Consider the following 18,122-nt stretch of genomic DNA (forward strand, 5'->3'; position numbering starts at 1 on the left):
AGCTTGCTGCAGTCGCAGAAGAATCTGCTGCTGACGCTGATGAGCTTGCCGCAGTCGCTGAGCTATTTGCAGATGAAGCAGCACTTACAGCTGCTGAGGCTGCACTTTCAATTTTACTTAAGTTGCTGGTAACCACTTCCGCCGCTGATGTTGCCGCTGAAGCTGCTGTAGAAGCTAAAGACACTGCACTACTTGCACTTGAAGCGGCTGTCTTAGCTGTTTCATTTGTCTGATCTAGCTGTGAAGTTACTGCATAAAGTTGTGAACCATTGATCGCTTCTGTTGAAGTTGCAGAAATATTACCTGCTGCTACATTGATCAATTTACGCTCATCACCTACCGCACCGACGCTTACGAAACTACCTGCACCTGCAACGGTTCCTTTGAAACCACTATAGGTTAAATTTCCTACAGTTGCTTCAGTTACATTTGCAATAGCATGAGAGCCAGTTGTAGTTGAATGATTACCTAATACTACCGCTTCATCTAAACCCGCAGCGATAGTTAAGTTATTACCCAATACAGTTGTACCGTTTGATGCAATAGTATTACCGTGTCCAATAATCGTGTTATTTTTAACGCCATCTTTTACGTTATTTGCAACACCTACAGCAATGGTATTTTGGGTATTATTACCAACAAGGTTATACACACCTAACGCGGTGCCATTATTCACATTTTCACCAACCCAAGTGCGAGCACCAACCGATGTACCATTTGTTGTGCTGTTATCCACACCAGCGTAATGACCTAATGCTGTACCATCATTTGTATTTGGACGAACATAGCTTCTTGAACCCACAACGGTCGCATTCACAGAATCTTTACCCGCTGCAGAGAATTGTCCCACTACGGTTGCATTCACTGAATTTGCTTCTGCCACAGAATTAGCACCTAATATGGTTGCATTTACCGTACCCGTGCGAGCTGCACTATTAGAACCCACTACCACTGCATCTTCAGATGCTGCTGAAGCACCGTTACCCATAGCAATTGCATTATATGCTGTTTCGGTGGTTGTTGCTCGCATACCTGCTGTAATAGAAAATATACCTTGTGCACCAGCAGACGAACGAACTGAGCCGCCATTAGTTCTTAAACTCTCCTCTGAAGGAAGTCTATCTATATCCTCTGTTCCATCATTTACATGGAAATAAATATTAGCGGCTTGATTAGCTAACTCCAATGCATTGTTTGCTGTAGTCTTTGCCGTTGTTGCAGTAATGCTTGCAGTTGTTGCAATAGTCTGACTGAGATCTGCAACACTTTTTGCCGCTGTTGCTGTAGACTGAGCATTACCTGCAGTAGCTTGTGCATTATCTGCAGCCGTTTTTGCGGCTGTTGCTGTACTTGCTGTTGAATTTACGACTGTGATCACGTTGTAAAGCTGTGAACCGTTAATCGCGTCAGTAGAATCAGCGCTAATTAGACCAGCTGAAACATATTGAACCTGTCTAGCCTCAGTGCTGTTACCTACTGCTAAAACAGCGGTTCCGCTTGATTTACCATTATTACCAACTTCAGTTCCATTAATTGTAATTGAAGTTAATGCATTACGACTTCCGGTTTCTGAACCCGCACCTAACGCAACATCATTCGCACCTGTTGCATTTGCATTTGTTCCAACTGCTAATGCATTATTTCCATTTGCTACTGAACCTAAACCAGTTGCAATAGCACCATCTCCAGTTGCATTTGCATTCGCACCGGTTGCAATATTTCCAGTTCCACTCGAAGTTACATTCGTACCAATTGCTATAGAACCAACTCCACTTGCAGTTGTGGTATTAGGACCTGCAGAAATCGCGATTGCACTTTGATTAGAAGCATTTGCATTAGCACCTAAAGCAGTTGCAGCATTACCTGTTGCAGTAGCATTATGTCCGACAGCTGTAGCACTAACATTAGCACCTTGAGCACCAGCTCCCATAGCGATCGCATAATCTGAAATTGCTTTTGCATCTGAACCAACTGCAACTGATTTAGTACCTGTCGCTTTTGCAGCAATACCGTAGGCAGAGCTATTTGAACCAGTTCCTTCAGAAAAACGTCCAATAGCCGTTCCACCGTTATTTGCCTTAGATGTATGTCCAATAGCAATAGCACCAGTACCAGTCGCAGTACCACCACCAGCTGCAACTAAATAATTACTTGCATTACCACTGAATTGTGTCATGGTAGAAGTGATTGCACTAGCCTGTCCCGCAACACCTAATGTTGCCAATGCAATAGCACTTAATTTAAATAATTTACTGACTCGACCTACAACTGTCGGCACTGAAACATCAGAAGATGATTTCACTTGCCCTTTTGCTAATTCGGACGTTACTACCAACGATTGTGTAGTACGATTCCAAATCACTTTAAAAATCTTATTCATAAAAAAATGAAACTCCTTTGCATAAATTTAACTATTATAAAACTATGAGCCGGCCTCAAAATGCCCAAGCAGAGACCAATCCCCATTATCTAACACAGGCTTAATAAAATCTAGGAATTTTCGAGATCATTTGTGTAAAAGTATGTAAATTAATTACCCTAGAAAAAACAAACACATATTAATTTTGCTTTTGTACTCAAAAACTATAACAAAATCCCACTCTCCGCTTTGGTAAAATTCATAACAAATAAACTTTTATAAGTACGAACATGATATTCACCGGTTAGAACGCGACGGGTAAACGAATGGTAACTTTCCATGCTTTCAGCGTGAATAAGCAGCATAAAATCATAATCGCCAGAAATTTCATAACAGCTCACCACATCGGTTTCTTGTCGCATTTTTCGTTCAAATAACTCTTGAAAGCGGGAATGTTGGTTGTCCATTTCCACCATCACAAAAACACTAATGCCTCTGCCCACTGCCTTTGGCGATACCACCGCCACTTGTTTGGTAATAACCCCTTTTTCTGTCAGTAATTGAATTCGACGCTGACAGGTTGCCACCGAGCTATGCACTTTTTCAGCGAGCTCTTTTAACGGCAAAGTCACATCTTGTTGGAGGATATTTAAAATATCCCGATCTAATTTATCTAATTCCATGTTTGCCCCTTGAAAATAAATGCAAAATAACGCTTAAAATTGAGAAAAATAATCACCAATCATTTTATATTGAGAAAATTTACCACACCAGACTTTTATAATGACGTTATCAAACCTAAGGAAATATAAAAATGGCTCAAGGTATTTTTCTCGGCATCATCTCGCAATTTTTATTTGGATTGCTATATCTATTCAGCTTATGGCTACAGCCGCTTAACGGCACGGATGTGTTTGCTTGGCGAATGGTCATGATGGTATTTGGACTCTTTTTGATTATCTTCCCAACCGTAGGTTGTCGTTCATTATCAAAATTAGTCAATGAAACCTTAGGTAAAGACAAAAAACGTTGGATGTTGTTTTTGCTCGGTACACTTGATGCCGGCAGTCAATTTTGGTTATTTATGTGGGCCCCCGTTAATGGCGAAGGAGTAAACATCGCTATGGGGTATTTTTTATTCCCATTAGTGATGGCATTACTGGGACGCATTTGGCTGAAAGAAACCCTTTCCACCATTCAAATCATCGCTTTATGTATCGCCGCCTGCGGTGTGGCACATGAGCTTTGGCACAATCAAACCTTTTCATGGAGCAGCCTCTGGGTGTGCCTAGTTTATCCCTATTATTATTTAAGCCGTAAAGCCATGAAGATCCCCGCATTGCAAGGGATCACACTTGATGTGTGCTTCATTGCCATTCCTTGCCTCATTTATTTGCTCATACAAGAACAGCAATTTTCTTTTGTAATCAGTGAAAGCCGATATTGGTATTTATTGCCTGCATTAGGTTTAGTGAGTGCAATCGGTTTGTCTGCCAATTTAAAATCAAGTCAACAAATTCCGGTCAGTGTATTCGCCGTGCTCAGTTATCTCGAACCTACTTTGCTCTTTTTAATTGCGATATTTTGGCTCAACACACAAGTTTCCCCTTCCGATTACTTCACTTATGTGCCGATTTGGACCAGTTTGATTTTACTTGGCATAAATGGCTTAATGAAAAAACGCCATTAAAATTGACCGCACTTTTATCTCAACAAGTGCGGTCATTCTTGAAATAATTCTAATTCACGTTCATAATGAACGAACATTCATATTTTATAGACTGAAGCCTTTTTTACTTCAGCATTTTTTCATAAGGCTCGCATTATGACCGATCAACAAACAGATACTCAAACTTCCTCAAATAACAAATCTCAACAACGCAAAAAAGGGCTTTCCATTTTTATTCTTTTGCTTCTTCTGATTGCAATCGGTTCTGCAGCTTATTGGTTTTTCTTTATTAAAGGCTTTGAAGAAACCGAAGATGCCTATGTGAGTGGCAATCAGGTGATGGTCTCATCACAAGTAGCGGGAAATATTTCGAAAATTAATGTCGATAATATGGATCCCGTACAAGCCGGTGACGTGTTATTAGAGCTGGATGATACCAATGCCAAATTAAGTTTTGAGCAAGCTAAAAGTAATTTAGCCAATGCCGTTCGCCAAGTTTCACAACTGAATTACACCGTAAAACAATTGAAATCCGCCGTTCGTGCGAATGAAATTACCCTTGCTCAAGCTCAAGGAAACTTGAATCGTCGCGTTCAATTGGTGAAAGATGGGGCGATTGATAAAGAATCTTTCCAACACGCCAAAGAAGCGGTTGAACTCGCCAAAGCAAACTTAATGACCTCACAAAACCAACTTGAGGCAAATCAAGCCTTATTGCTAGATGGTCCTTTAAGTGAACAGCCCCAAATTCAAAGTGCGGTCAGTAATTTAAAACAAGCTTGGTTAAATTTAGAACGTACGAAAATCCGTAGCCCAATTAAAGGCTATGTGGCTCGTCGTAATGCGCAAGTAGGGCAAGCGGTTTCTGTTGGCGGGGCATTAATGGCAGTGGTGACTACCGATCAAATGTGGTTAGATGCCAACTTCAAAGAAACACAATTAACCCATATGCGAATTGGTCAGCCAGTTGAAATTCATTTCGACCTTTACGGCAAAGATAAAACCTTTAATGGAAAAGTCGTCGGAATTGAAATGGGTACGGGCAGCGCATTCTCATTATTGCCCGCTCAAAATGCGACCGGTAACTGGATCAAAGTGGTGCAACGTGTGCCTGTGCGTATTCAATTAGATCCGCAACAGCTAGCTGAAAATCCACTACGTATCGGTCTTTCTGCGACTGTGAAAGTGAATGTGAGTGATAGCCAAGGTGAAACCTTGCGTAACCAAGCGCCAGCTACAACGCTTTATTCCACGAATGTGCTGCAATATGATGAAAGTGCGGTCAATAATTTGATCGAATCCATTATTCGCGACAATAGCTATTAGGTTTCACAATGTCGCAATCTCATTTTACGCCGGTACAAGGCGGTGCACTGGTTATTCTCACGTTAGCGCTCTCGCTTGCGACGTTTATGCAGGTGCTTGATTCCACCATCGCTAACGTTGCCATTCCTACTATTGCAGGTGATTTAGGGGCTTCATTCAGCCAAGGCACATGGGTCATCACTTCGTTCGGTGTGGCCAATGCGATCTCAATTCCTATCACCGGTTGGCTGGCAAAACGTTTCGGTGAAGTGCGGTTATTTTTAATCTCAACCTTACTTTTCGTCCTTGCCTCTTGGCTTTGTGGCATTTCACACAGTTTGGAAATGTTGATTATTTGCCGCGTCATCCAAGGTGCAGTTGCCGGTCCAATCATTCCTCTTTCGCAAAGTTTATTACTCAATAACTATCCGCCTAAAAAACGTGGCATGGCACTGGCATTTTGGTCAATGACCGTGGTGGTTGCCCCTATCTTCGGGCCAATTCTAGGAGGCTGGATCAGCGATAACATTCATTGGGGTTGGATCTTTTTCATCAATGTTCCCATTGGATTGGCCGTCGTCTTAATGAGTTGGAAGATTTTAGGCGATCGAGAAAGCCAAATATCTCATCAACCTATTGATACTGTTGGGCTTGTTTTACTGGTTCTCGGCGTAGGCTGTTTACAATTAATGCTGGACCAAGGAAGAGAGCAAGATTGGTTTAATTCAACGGAGATTATTGTTCTCACCGTGATTGCGGTTGTGTGTTTGATCGCGCTCACTATTTGGGAACTGACGGATGACAATCCCGTTGTAGATATTTCACTTTTTAAATCACGCAACTTTAGCGTAGGCTGCCTTTCAACTAGTCTCGCTTTTTTAGTGTATTTGGGATCGGTTGTACTTATCCCACTTCTACTCCAACAAGTTTATGGCTACACCGCGACTTGGGCAGGGCTCGCAGCCGCCCCAGTGGGATTATTCCCGATTTTACTTTCGCCAATCATCGGTAAATTAGGGTATAAAATTGATATGCGAATTTTAGTCACAATCAGCTTTATGGTTTATGCCCTGACCTTTTATTGGCGAGCCGTGACCTTTGAGCCGGAAATGACCTTTGCCGATGTTGCCTTGCCACAATTTGTGCAAGGTTTAGCGGTTGCTTGCTTCTTTATGCCGCTGACCACAATTACGCTCTCAGGTTTACCACCCGAAAAAATGGCTTCGGCATCGAGTTTATTTAATTTCCTTCGAACCCTTGCTGGTTCAGTAGGAACATCCCTCACAACCTTTATGTGGTATAACCGTGAAGCTGTGCATCATACTCAACTCACGGAAGCGATTACTCCATATAATCCAATTTCCCAACAGTTCTTCCAGACGATGGCAAGTTTTGGTTTAAACGAACAACAAACAGCATCATATCTTGCCAGACAAATCACTGCTCAGGGTTTTATTATTGGCGCGAATGAGATTTTCTGGCTATCGGCAATTACTTTCCTAGCATTATTCATAATCGTCTGGTTCGCCAAACCGCCTTTTGGAAATCGCCATTAAAAAACCTCAAAAAATAACCGCACTTTGATAATGTTCAAAAGTGCGGTTGGTTTTTCTAGCCTTTTGTTAAGATGTCTTTTAGGAATCTCGCGGTGTGCGAACCTTTGACTTTAGCGACCTCTTCCGGTGTGCCTGTCGCGATGATTTGACCACCGCCACTGCCCCCTTCAGGGCCAAGATCCACAATCCAGTCTGCGGTTTTGATCACATCTAAGTTGTGTTCGATCACCACGATAGTATTGCCTTGATCGCGCAAGCGGTGTAACACTTCGAGAAGTTGTTTAATATCAGCAAAATGCAAGCCGGTTGTCGGTTCATCCAAAATATAAAGGGTTTTACCCGTATCGCGTTTTGAAAGCTCTGTCGCTAACTTAACGCGTTGTGCCTCACCACCTGAAAGCGTGGTAGAAGACTGACCTAAACGAATATAAGACAAGCCTACATCCATTAGGGTTTGCAATTTACGCGCAATCATTGGGATCGCATCAAAAAACTCGCGAGCTTCCTCCACCGTCATATCTAACACTTGGTGAATAGTTTTGCCTTTGTATCGGATCTCTAAGGTTTCACGGTTATAGCGTTTACCTTTACATTGATCACAAGGTACATACACATCCGGCAAGAAATGCATTTCAACTTTCAGCACGCCATCACCTTGGCACGCTTCACAACGACCACCACGCACGTTAAAACTAAAACGTCCCGGGTTATAACCACGTGCACGCGCTTCTGGCACGCCCGCAAATAATTCACGTATTGGCGTGAATAAACCGGTGTAAGTCGCAGGGTTAGAACGCGGTGTACGACCGATCGGACTTTGGTTAATATCGATCACTTTGTCGAAATATTCCAAGCCTTCAATGGATTTATAAGGCGCAAAATCCGTTTTTTCCGCACGATTTAAGGCGTTTTGAGCCAATGGGAATAACGTATCATTAATTAGCGTTGATTTACCTGAACCTGATACCCCCGTAATACAAGTAAATAAGCCCACTGGGATCTCTAAATTCACACCTTTCAGATTATTCCCTGTTGCCCCTTTTAATTTTAGAAGTTTGCTTTTATCAAGTGCGGTTCGTTTTTTCGGAATTTCGATTTTTTCTTCACCCGATAAGAACTTACCCGTAATAGAATTTGGGTTCGCCATAATTTCTTTGGCTGTCCCCTGAGCGATCACTTGGCCACCATGTACACCAGCTCCAGGGCCAATATCAATAATATGATCGGCTTCTCGAATGGCATCTTCATCATGTTCCACCACGATCACGGTGTTACCCAAATTACGCAAGTGAATCAGTGTATTTAGTAAGCGTTCATTATCGCGTTGATGCAAACCGATAGAAGGCTCATCCAACACATACATGACACCCACTAATCCCGCACCAATCTGACTTGCAAGACGAATACGTTGTGCTTCACCGCCCGAAAGGGTCTCGGCAGAACGAGAAAGGGAAAGATAATTCAAGCCCACATTCACTAAGAATTCTAATCGCTCTCTGATCTCTTTCAGGATTTTTTCCGCAATTTGTGCTTTTTGACCGGTTAAGGTAAGCCCTTGGAAAAACTCAAGGCTTTCACCAATGCTTTTCTCTGAAATTTGCGGCAAGTTAATGCTGCCGATATACACGTTGCGAGCTTCAGGGCGAAGACGTGAACCACCACAATCTGCACAAGGGCGGTTGCTGATATTTTTTGCCAATTCTTCGCGTACAGACATGGATTCCGTTTCTTTGTAACGGCGTGCCATGTTATTCAATATCCCTTCAAAAGGATGCTTGCGGATCACTACATCGCCACGGTCGTTCATATATTGGAATTCAATTTCTTCCTTGCCTGAACCGTGCATCACAATATCTTTAATTTTTTGAGGCAAATCTTCGTATGGCGCTTCAATATCAAATTTATAATGTTTCGCTAACGAGGTAAGCATTTGATAGTAATAGAAATTACGACGATCCCAACCTTTCACCGCACCGCCTGCGAGGGAAATGCTTTCATTTTGCACCACACGGCTTTCATCAAAGAACTGCTGAACACCTAAGCCATCACAAGTCGGACACGCCCCTGCTGGGTTATTAAATGAGAACAAGCGAGGCTCTAATTCTGGTACGGAATAGCCACAATGTGGACAAGCAAAGTTTGCCGAGAAAACCAATTCTTCAGCCTTAGGATTATCCATATCCGCCACAACTGCTGTACCACCAGAAAGCTCCAAAGCCGTTTCAAAGGATTCCGCCAAACGTGTGGCTAAATCTGACCGCACTTTAAAGCGATCCACCACAACTTCAATGGTATGTTTTTTCTGTAAAGCAAGTTCTGGTGGATCGGATAAATCACAGATTTCACCATCAATTCTTGCACGAATATAACCTTGTGCCGCTAAACTATCTAACAACTTAACATGCTCACCTTTACGGTTTTTCACCACAGGCGCAAGCAACATCATTTTGCTTTCTTCTGGCAGACTTAAAACTTTATCCACCATTTGACTGATGGTTTGTGCCGTTAATGGCACATCATGATCTGGACAACGCGGCTCCCCTACGCGAGCAAACAGCAAACGCAGATAATCGTAAATTTCGGTGATCGTGCCCACGGTTGAACGCGGATTATGAGAAGTGGATTTTTGCTCAATAGAAATCGCCGGCGACAAGCCCTCAATCGAATCCACATCCGGTTTTTCCATCAAAGAAAGGAATTGACGCGCATAAGCAGAGAGCGATTCCACATAACGACGCTGCCCTTCCGCATAAAGCGTATCAAATGCTAAAGAAGATTTGCCCGAACCAGACAAGCCTGTTATCACAATTAATTTATCGCGCGGAATGGTTAAATTGATGTTTTTGAGGTTGTGGGTTCTAGCCCCACGAATGTCGATAGTATCCATAAAAAAAGCGATTGCCTTAAGAAAATAAATTCAAAAATTGCGACCATTATCGCATATTTCAATATCTGTGCAAATATCCAGTTAATTTTTATGGATCTTTTGTTTCTTTTAAGGCAAAATAGCCAAAATTTTTCATCTTATTTCTAAAATATAGAGGATTCTATGGCAGGTATTAATAAAGTAATCATCGTGGGTAATTTAGGTAATGATCCTGAAATCCGCACGATGCCAAATGGCGAAGCGGTAGCAAATATCAGCGTGGCAACAAGTGAAAGCTGGACAGATAAAAACACAGGTGAACGTCGTGAAGTCACCGAATGGCACCGTATCGTGTTATATCGTCGTTTAGCAGAAATTGCGGGGCAATACTTACGCAAAGGTTCACAAGTTTATGTTGAAGGTCGTTTAAAAACCCGTAAATGGCAAGATAACAACGGCCAAGATCGTTACACCACTGAAATCCAAGGTGATAACTTACAAATGTTAGGTGGTCGCTCTCAAGAGATGGGCGGTTATACACCTGCACAATCAGCACCACAACCAAGCTATCAATCTCGTCCAGCACAATCTGCGCCAGCGCCACAAGCTGAGCCACCAATGGACGCATTTGATGATAACATTCCATTCTAAATTGTATTAATACAAGATTATCAATACGAAGAGAGACCTTTCATTGAAAGGCCTCTTTTTTATCTATCATTTTGACATCAATTATTCCTGCGCCTTATCTCGCTCAAACGCTAAAACGAAATAAATATTCAATTTATTGCACCGCATCCAAATCTAATATATCTTTATTTGAATACTGGAAAATAGTATAGATATCAAGGAGAACATTTCTTAGATGAGTAACATCACTCGAATCAGAAAAAAGAACACGATGTATCTTTGCTTTATTTCCTTTGAACATCTTCAGGAGTAAGAATATATGGAAAATTTTAAACAAATTCTTTCGAAATTATCTGTTATTTTTTTATTGTTCTATTCGCAAAATATATTTTCCATGACACAAACAGAAATCCAATTGGAAAAAGCCTATTTAGCAGAAATGATTGATATTGCATCTGAAATTATGGAGAAAAAACAATCTGTTGATCCTGATTCATTGCAATATAAACGTAGGAATATCAAGGTTCTTACTCATACAAACATGAAAAACGGTTATACAAGCTACACTTTGGAAAAATCAAAGGTTCATTTGGTTGTACCTAAAGAGTTAAAACAGAATACGAAACTTAATCTCTATTGGGATCAAAGCAAAGGTTCAATAAATATCCTATTTGACAAAGATGAATTGACAAAATACTTTCATCTGAATCTTAAAAAAAGTGAAGAAAAATCAGAAACATTGAAAACAGTTTTTGATGAAACCACATATTTTTTCACATCCTATGAATTTTCTATCGATAAATACCCTAACGTTACCGTTGAGTTTCGTCTCTACCATTCACCCGGTACGACATTCAGATTGGACTACCCGACTGAATTTACGCGGATTTTGATTTATAGAAAAATGTAACAAACGATGTTTCCTTATACCGTTTCTAACTTGGACGACATTGTTCCACCACCGACCGCACTTTAGAAGAAAAAAACGCAGTGGTAAGCTTTAAAGCGAAATTAGAGAAATAGATCACTATCACTGAATAAGAATTCAGTAATCACATGATGACTTGCTGGTACACCAAATGTATAATAGATAGAGTTCACTCTAATTATTTTTATAAATATAAAAGGTAAACTATGAAAAAAAATAATCGCATTATTATTTGTAGGCTTATCTTCATTTCTGACTGCGTGTAGCAGTCATTTAGATACGAGTAGCTTGCCGATTGAAGTCTATAATCATACATCCAAAGCTATTAACTTTAATATGACAAATGCTACTGAAAAAGACTGGAAAGGCTGGGAACTAGGCTATGGAGGCGAGCTTAAATCAGTAGCTGCGTTTAGTTCAGATACTGGCGCTGGAGGCTTATGGCGTCTTCCTCGAACTGGGCTGGTATGCTTATCAAATGAAGCTCATCGGCACAGGCAACACCCCGCAGCCGAAACGCTCCGCGTGGGCGGAACTGTTCCGCCTGCTGAAAAACATCCGCCAACACCGCCTGCGTTCCGGACGGGCGTAAAAAGTGCGGTGTTTTGCAATTTTTCGCTTAAATTCCATCGCTTGTAGCTACAAAAGTGCGCTCTATTTTACGAATTTTTCTTTATATTCCCCAACAGTAATCTGCGCCCTTCAAATTCCTTGCCGGCAATTTCCAAAGCGAAGCGTTCTTTGTCGGCGTCGCGTACTTTGTCGTGTACGGCACGTAATTCCTGCACGCTAGCACCCAATGCCTTGACGATTTCATCGCCCATTTTCATGGAAGAATAGAAGGTTTCGCGCACTACGAAATCCGCTTCCGCTTTCACTAGGGCCAGCGCATTGCGTCTGTCCCAGGCGCGCACGAACACCTTGGCGTTCGGGTTGATATGATGAATATTTTCCACAATTCTGACCGCACTTTCTCCGTTGTCCACGCATACCGCTACGATGTCGGTGTGTTCTACGCCGCAGGCATGCAGCACGTCGGCGCGGGTGGCTTCGCCGTAATAGACTTTGAAACCGTATTCGCGTGCGACGTTGATGGTGTCGGGATCGTTGTCCAGAATGGAAATAGTGGCACCGTAGGCTAGCGGCATTTGGCTGACCACCTGCCCCATGCGCCCGAATCCGATAATCAGCACGTTGCCGTTGAGTTCGCCCGCATGTTCTTCCACATCGTCCACTGCCGCAGCTGCGCGGGGTTCTTTGAAATAGCGGTCGAACAGCATAACGCTAAAGGGTGTCATAACCATGGAGAGCACCACGATTGCCGTCATATTCGCTAGCACTTCCGCATTAATCGCCCGTTGTACGGCAGCGGAGGCGAGTAATACGAAGGCGAATTCACCGCCCTGCGACATCAGTACGGCGCGGTGTATCGCGGTGTGATGGCTTGCTTTGGCAAAACGCGCCACTCCATAAATGGCAAGGCATTTCAAGATAATCATCAGTACAGTGGCGGAAAGAATTACCTTCCAGTTATTGAGCACCGTTGCCACATCCAGCGACATCCCGACAGCTAAGAAAAACAGCCCGAGCAAAAGGCCTCGGAACGGTTCGATATCCGCTTCAAGCTGATGACGGAAGTCGGATTCCGACAGCAGCACTCCCGCCAGAAACGCACCCATCGCCATAGACAGACCGCCCAGCTCCATTAAATAAGCCGCACCGAGTACCACCAGCAGCGCGGCGGCAGTCATCACCTCGCGTGCTTTGGATTTTGCCAGAATTTTAAACAGCGGATTGAGCAGCCAAATACCTGTAGCAATCAACGCTGCCAAAGAAAGCGCGGCAACACCGATTTTCTGCCATATCGGTACGGCATCGGCAACGGCATTGGGATTATCGGGTGCTAGAAATGCTACAATCGCCAGCATGGGCACAATCAGCAAATCTTCAAACAGCAAAATGGAGACAATGCGCTGACCTTGCGGTGTGCTGATTTCATGACGTTCGTCCATAATCTGCATGACCATTGCGGTGGAGGTGAGTGTAAAACCTACCGCCGAAATAAACGACATCACTAAAGAAAAACCGTAAGCCAGCCCGATTTGGGTAAGGAACAGACTGGAAAAAGTCACCTGCAGGGTACCCAAGCCGAAAATCTGATTACGCAATTTCCATAAATGCGACGGCTTCATTTCCAGCCCGATCAAAAACAGAAACATCACCACGCCGAATTCCGCAATATGCAAAATAGCGTGGGAATCGGTAACGAGCTTTAATCCGAAGGGTCCGATAACCAGCCCCGCAGCCAAATAACCCAGAATCGAGCCTAGACCTAAACGTTTAAATAACGGCACGGCAACTACCGCCGCCCCCAATAACTCCACCACGTGCAATAAATCGCCGTTAGCTGCTTCTACCGCCATAATTCCTGCCTTTGTTAATTCATAAAAATTTTTGTATTATAAAGGAAAATCGCCGTAACACAAAAAAGTCGTCATTTGACGGCTTCCTCTAAGAAAAGTGCGGTCGGTTTTTGTTAAATTATTGCACTTTGCCGTCGATTTCGATCGGGGTATATTCCACCGGCACCCAAGTATAGCTGCCGTTGCTTTCGGCACGGACGTGTCCGATGCCGGGGAAGGGCATATGTGCGCCAGCTATCTAGATTTTACGTGTGGCGGCATCTTTGAGCGCGTCTTGGCGGCTGGCGCGTGCCTGTTTGGGGTCGCTGTCAAACTCAATGGCGATTTCGGGATCAAGCATTTGCAGTGTGAGGCTGTGTTCGAGTTCGGGATCGGAGAGTCTGTGCCATTGTCCGAGCAGGACGGCTTTGAACATGGACAACAGGGGATAGGCGGGACAGTCGCGGTGGTCTCGGAGATAACGGGTTCTTTGACGGTTCAGGTACTGTTCGATCGGTTGCCAATCAATCACCTGATCCAACTTCAATAGAGGGAAGCGGTTGATGTGTTTGGCAATCACGGCTTGGGCGGTTTGCTGGAAGAAGGTAGTCATAAAAAATCCCCTAAATGTCTTAGTGGGAATTTAGGGGATTTTGGGGGAATTTTGCAAAGGTCTTATGTAAAAACAAATCGATAAGGTCTATAATTGGTGCGCAATCCATCATTTCACGGAGACAAATTATGCACACACAAAATCTTATTATCGGCTTTGGCAAAGCGGGCAAAACGCTGGCGGCGGATTTGGCGAAACACGGGCAACAGGTCGTGCTGGTGGAACAGTCGGCGCAGATGTACGGCGGCACTTGCATCAACATCGGCTGTATTCCCAGCAAAAAACTGATTGTCGAGAGCGAGCAGCGCGGGCATAACGCCGACAAAGCGGCGGTGTTTGCGGCGGCGATGAACGCGAAAAACACCCTGATTCCGAAATTGCGCGCCGCCAATTTCGCCAAACTGGACAATCTGGACGGCGTAACCGTGCTCAACGCGCGCGCCGAGTTTCTCGATGATCGCACGGTCAAACTGACTGACCCAGACGGCGGCGAGCAAACCCTTACCGCCGAACGCATTTTCATCAACACCGGTGCCACCCCGCGCCGCCTGGGCGTAGCGGGCGAAGACAGCCCGCGCGTACTGGACAGCACCGGTGTACTCGCGCTGAACGAACGCCCGCGCCGCCTCGTCATCATCGGCGGCGGCTACATCGGCTTGGAATTTGCCTTTATGTTCCACGCTTTCGGCAGCGAAATCACCATTCTCGATGGCGGCGACCGCTTCCTGCCGCGTGAAGATCGCGACATCGCCGAAGAAATGCTGCGCGTATTAAACAGCAAAGGCATCAAGGTGTTGCAAGGCGTGAAAATTGAAGCGTTCCGCGACAATACGGCGGACACCAGCGTCATCACCTCGCAAGGCGAATTTACCGCCGACGCGGTGCTGGTGGGCGTAGGCCGCGTGCCGAACACGCAAGGATTGGGCTTGGCAAACGCGGGCATCGAAACCGACCCGAGCGGCTTCATCCTCGTTGACGACCATCTGCGCGTGCAAGGCAAAAACCACATCTGGGCGATGGGCGACGTGGCGGGCAGCCCGATGTTCACCTACATCTCGCTCGACGACTATCGCATCGTGCGCGAACAGCTTTTCGGCGACGGCAAACGCAACCGCGCCGACCGCACCCCGTTCCCGACCGCCACCTTTACCGAGCCGCCGCTCGCCCATATCGGCTTAACCGAAACCGCCGCGCAGCAATCGGGGCGCGAGGTGAAAGTGTTGAAACTGAAAGCCGACGCGATTCCGAAAGCCAAAATCCTCAACCAAACCGACGGCCTGCTCAAAGCCGTGGTGGACGCGCACAGCGGCGAAATCCTCGGCGTAACCCTGTTCTGCGCCGAAGCGCACGAAATCATCAACCTGTTTAAAATGGCAATCGATTTCCGCGTCCCTGCCCGCTATGTCAAAAACCAAATCTTCACCCACCCGACCATCGCCGAAGGGCTGAACGATTTGTTCGCGGGCTGCTAAAAAACTGGTTGTAAAACGACCGCACTTGATACGGAAATGCCATCTGAAAGCGATTTCAGAATCGATGCGGGTATGTTGTTTCGTAACCGAGTCTGTATAAACCGTTTTTCTTTGTCCAACGGGCATCTTTGTCTTTACTCGGTGTGGTTTGACCGCTGACTTGTCCTTCGTCATCGACTTCTATGGCCTGACGCTGTTTGCCGCCGGCGGTTTGAATAATGGTGGCGTCAATGACGGCGGCGGATGCTTTCTCTACTTTTAGGTCTTTTTCAGTCAGTTGGCGGTTAATCAGTTGCAGCAATTCGGACAGGGCGTCGTCTTGCGCCGCCAGTTGCGGTAGCGGCATAAGGTGCTGTAATCGGGGATGCTCAGTTCGTCGAAACGGCAAAACAGGTTGAAGTCGATGCGGGTAATGAGGCTGTGTTCGAGTTCGGGATCGGAGAGGCTGTGCCATTGTCCGAGCAGGACGGCTTTGAACATGGACAGCAGGGGATAGGCTGGACGGCCGCGGTGGTCTCTAAGGTAACGGGTTCTTTGACGATTCAGGTACTGTTCGATCGGCTGCCAATCAATCACTTGATCCAACTTCAATAGCGGGAAGCGGTCGATGTGTTTGGCAATCATGGCTTGGACGGTTTGTTGGAAGAAGGTGCTCATGAAAAATCCCCTAAATGTCTTGGTGGGAATTTAGGGGATTTTGAGGGGATTTTGCAAAGGTCTCAAAAGGAGAAAAAATATTACAAACAGCTGTTCCGTTAATTGAGCAAATTGATGAGTTATTTTTCGGAAAGTTGAATAACGACGAAGAACAATTTAAGCATTTTCTTGTTAGATTAAACAAAGAATAAGAATATTATTTATGGAGTTGTCAATTTTGATAACTCCATACTACATTTGAAACTCAAAAATAGAGCATAGCTATAGAACAGAAATTTATTCAAGAGAATTATTTACACCAAAGTATAGAAGTCCTCTGTTTTTATTTTCAAAAAGTAAAACAGAGAACATAAATGGTTGGCTCTTGAAAGCAATGTGTAAAAATTTTACGTTAATATTGTAAAATATAATGATATAATTACTCTGTTATCGGGGTTATTTTTACGTATTTTTAAGGAAGTTATCAATATTTGATTGCAACAAGTTGAAATAATTAGAGTTTTATTTTTCATTCTTTCCTTATATAGAAACAACCCTTTTAAGTTACATATAATTTAAAAACAAAAGCGTTGTTCTATATCGCTAGAACAACGCTTTTTCTATACATACAAGCAGTCAAATTTTTATAATTTCTTGCAAAAATTCATTAAATTTTGACCGCACTTTGCCCCTCAAAAAAAGAACCTAGACACCTAATTTTAGGTTCAGATTATTATTCAATTTCGTTATAACTAAAAATCAGTACATATATTTAACAATTCTTTCGATTTTGCTATGTGGTTTGCTACATTTTTACCGTCTTATTTTCACTAGAGGTACAATTATGCAGCATCGCGATCTTTATCCCCATGAAATCTTACAAGATGTTATTGATAAAAGTTATGCTAAGTCGGAAGGGCACTTAAAAACACTGGCTATTTTAAGTTTTTTAGGTGGCGGCTATGTGAGTTTTGGTTATATGGCCTATTTAAAAGTAGTGAGCGGTATTCCTCCAGAGTGGAGTGGGCTATCAACATTACTTGGTGCGGCTGTGTTTCCTATTTGTTTGATTTGTATATTAATCGGTGGTGGTGAATTAGCCACGGGAAATATGATGATGATGGCATTAGGCCGTTTAACAAAAAGAGTAAGCCTTAAAAAATTATTTCGTAACTGGATTGTAGTGAGTTTGGGCAACCTGCTCGGTGCGCTGTTTATGGCCTATTTCTTAGGGCATTATGCCGGTTTATCAGAAGGTGCTGCTGCCGCTAAAACCATCGCGATTGCCGAGGCTAAAGTGCAAATGGATTTTGGTCGTGCCTTTGTTTCAGCTATTGCCTGTAACTGGATGGTCTGCATGGGTATTTGGTTCTATTTTGGCGCCAAACAAACCTCCGGTCGTATCCTAGCCATATGGTTCCCCGTGATGATTTTTGTGCTTATCGGATTACAACACTTTGTCGCTAATATGTTTATTATTCCTGCCGGGATTTTTGCCGGTGCTAATGTGACTTGGAGCCAATTCTTCTTCAATATGATTCCTGTCTTTTTAGGCAATGTCACGGGTGGTGCAGCATTTGTCGGTGCATCTTATCTTTATGCCTATCGTCACTTATTAAAAGAAGATTATTGTATTTAGTAAACGAAAATCTGCCCGCACTTTGGCGTGAAAAAGGTCTTTTGAAA

At 43.8% G+C, this 18,122-nt stretch carries 11 protein-coding genes and 2 pseudogenes; 7 read left to right on the forward strand and 6 right to left on the reverse strand.

The features are described 5' to 3' along the window. A partial coding sequence (locus HMPREF3279_RS00010) for an ESPR-type extended signal peptide-containing protein (protein WP_218970378.1) occupies window positions 1-2,380 on the reverse strand: 2,380 nt, incomplete at its 3' end. A 203-nt stretch (window positions 2,381-2,583) separates the two neighbouring features. Continuing rightward, the gene (locus HMPREF3279_RS00015) at window positions 2,584-3,042 is read right to left on the reverse strand and encodes an Lrp/AsnC family transcriptional regulator (protein WP_070867675.1); all 459 of its coding nucleotides are present in this window, start codon (window positions 3,040-3,042) and stop codon (window positions 2,584-2,586) included. Window positions 3,043-3,173: 131 nt separating this feature from the next. Here HMPREF3279_RS00015 and rarD point away from each other — a divergent pair, with 131 nt between their 5' ends. From rarD to HMPREF3279_RS00030, 3 genes are all read left to right on the forward strand, one after another. Next, window positions 3,174-4,049 carry an EamA family transporter RarD gene (gene rarD / locus HMPREF3279_RS00020; RefSeq protein WP_083327130.1) on the forward strand — a complete coding sequence of 292 codons (876 nt, stop codon included), beginning with the start codon at window positions 3,174-3,176 and terminating at the stop codon, window positions 4,047-4,049. Between the two features lie 135 nt (window positions 4,050-4,184). Next, window positions 4,185-5,354: an EmrA/EmrK family multidrug efflux transporter periplasmic adaptor subunit gene (locus HMPREF3279_RS00025; RefSeq protein WP_070867677.1), complete on the forward strand. Its 1,170-nt coding sequence runs from the start codon at window positions 4,185-4,187 to the stop codon at window positions 5,352-5,354. A gap of 8 nt (window positions 5,355-5,362) precedes the next feature. Next, window positions 5,363-6,889, forward strand: a complete 1,527-nt coding sequence (locus tag HMPREF3279_RS00030; protein WP_070867678.1) for a DHA2 family efflux MFS transporter permease subunit — start codon at window positions 5,363-5,365, stop codon at window positions 6,887-6,889. Window positions 6,890-6,944: 55 nt separating this feature from the next. Here HMPREF3279_RS00030 and uvrA read toward each other — a convergent pair whose 3' ends face one another. Further along, window positions 6,945-9,776, reverse strand: coding sequence for an excinuclease ABC subunit UvrA (gene uvrA / locus HMPREF3279_RS00035; RefSeq protein ID WP_070867679.1), 2,832 nt, complete (start codon window positions 9,774-9,776; stop codon window positions 6,945-6,947). Window positions 9,777-9,938: 162 nt separating this feature from the next. On the opposite strand from uvrA, the gene HMPREF3279_RS00040 reads away from it, so the two are divergent. Together HMPREF3279_RS00040 and HMPREF3279_RS00045 are read left to right on the forward strand one after the other, a co-directional pair. After that, on the forward strand, window positions 9,939-10,406 hold the full coding sequence (locus HMPREF3279_RS00040; RefSeq protein WP_070867680.1) for a single-stranded DNA-binding protein: 468 nt from the start codon (window positions 9,939-9,941) through the stop codon (window positions 10,404-10,406). 298 nt (window positions 10,407-10,704) lie between these two features. Beyond that, complete coding sequence (locus HMPREF3279_RS00045) at window positions 10,705-11,295, forward strand: hypothetical protein (RefSeq protein WP_070867681.1); 591 nt, start codon at window positions 10,705-10,707, stop codon at window positions 11,293-11,295. 677 nt (window positions 11,296-11,972) lie between these two features. On the opposite strand, the gene HMPREF3279_RS00055 is transcribed toward HMPREF3279_RS00045, so the two are convergent. Both HMPREF3279_RS00055 and HMPREF3279_RS10185 read right to left on the reverse strand, forming a co-directional pair. Continuing rightward, window positions 11,973-13,736 (reverse strand): monovalent cation:proton antiporter-2 (CPA2) family protein, encoded by a 1,764-nt coding sequence (locus HMPREF3279_RS00055; protein WP_070867683.1) that lies wholly within the window; start codon window positions 13,734-13,736, stop codon window positions 11,973-11,975. 307 nt (window positions 13,737-14,043) lie between these two features. Beyond that, a pseudogene (locus HMPREF3279_RS10185) lies at window positions 14,044-14,328 on the reverse strand (transposase); the annotation flags it as partial. Between the two features lie 128 nt (window positions 14,329-14,456). Here HMPREF3279_RS10185 and HMPREF3279_RS00065 point away from each other — a divergent pair. Then, window positions 14,457-15,800, forward strand: coding sequence for an FAD-dependent oxidoreductase (locus HMPREF3279_RS00065; RefSeq protein WP_049369855.1), 1,344 nt, complete (start codon window positions 14,457-14,459; stop codon window positions 15,798-15,800). 54 nt (window positions 15,801-15,854) lie between these two features. Here HMPREF3279_RS00065 and HMPREF3279_RS00070 read toward each other — a convergent pair. Continuing rightward, window positions 15,855-16,457: pseudogene (locus HMPREF3279_RS00070) on the reverse strand (transposase); the annotation flags it as partial. Between the two features lie 823 nt (window positions 16,458-17,280). Here HMPREF3279_RS00070 and HMPREF3279_RS00075 point away from each other — a divergent pair. Further along, the gene (locus HMPREF3279_RS00075) at window positions 17,281-18,075 is read left to right on the forward strand and encodes a formate/nitrite transporter family protein (protein ID WP_070867685.1); all 795 of its coding nucleotides are present in this window, start codon (window positions 17,281-17,283) and stop codon (window positions 18,073-18,075) included. Window positions 18,076-18,122: the final 47 nt, after the last annotated feature.

The organism is Haemophilus sp. HMSC71H05, assembly GCF_001838635.1.
GTDB classification, from domain to species: Bacteria; Pseudomonadota; Gammaproteobacteria; order Enterobacterales; family Pasteurellaceae; genus Haemophilus_D; species Haemophilus_D parainfluenzae_R.

Coding starts and splice junctions, on each gene's coding strand:
- HMPREF3279_RS00015 (WP_070867675.1), bottom strand. CDS start 3,042: ATGGAATTAGATAAATTAGATCGGGATATTTTAAATATCCTCCAACAA.
- rarD (WP_083327130.1), top strand. CDS start 3,174: ATGGCTCAAGGTATTTTTCTCGGCATCATCTCGCAATTTTTATTTGGA.
- HMPREF3279_RS00025 (WP_070867677.1), top strand. CDS start 4,185: ATGACCGATCAACAAACAGATACTCAAACTTCCTCAAATAACAAATCT.
- HMPREF3279_RS00030 (WP_070867678.1), top strand. CDS start 5,363: ATGTCGCAATCTCATTTTACGCCGGTACAAGGCGGTGCACTGGTTATT.
- uvrA (WP_070867679.1), bottom strand. CDS start 9,776: ATGGATACTATCGACATTCGTGGGGCTAGAACCCACAACCTCAAAAAC.
- HMPREF3279_RS00040 (WP_070867680.1), top strand. CDS start 9,939: ATGGCAGGTATTAATAAAGTAATCATCGTGGGTAATTTAGGTAATGAT.
- HMPREF3279_RS00045 (WP_070867681.1), top strand. CDS start 10,705: ATGGAAAATTTTAAACAAATTCTTTCGAAATTATCTGTTATTTTTTTA.
- HMPREF3279_RS00055 (WP_070867683.1), bottom strand. CDS start 13,736: ATGGCGGTAGAAGCAGCTAACGGCGATTTATTGCACGTGGTGGAGTTA.
- HMPREF3279_RS00065 (WP_049369855.1), top strand. CDS start 14,457: ATGCACACACAAAATCTTATTATCGGCTTTGGCAAAGCGGGCAAAACG.
- HMPREF3279_RS00075 (WP_070867685.1), top strand. CDS start 17,281: ATGCAGCATCGCGATCTTTATCCCCATGAAATCTTACAAGATGTTATT.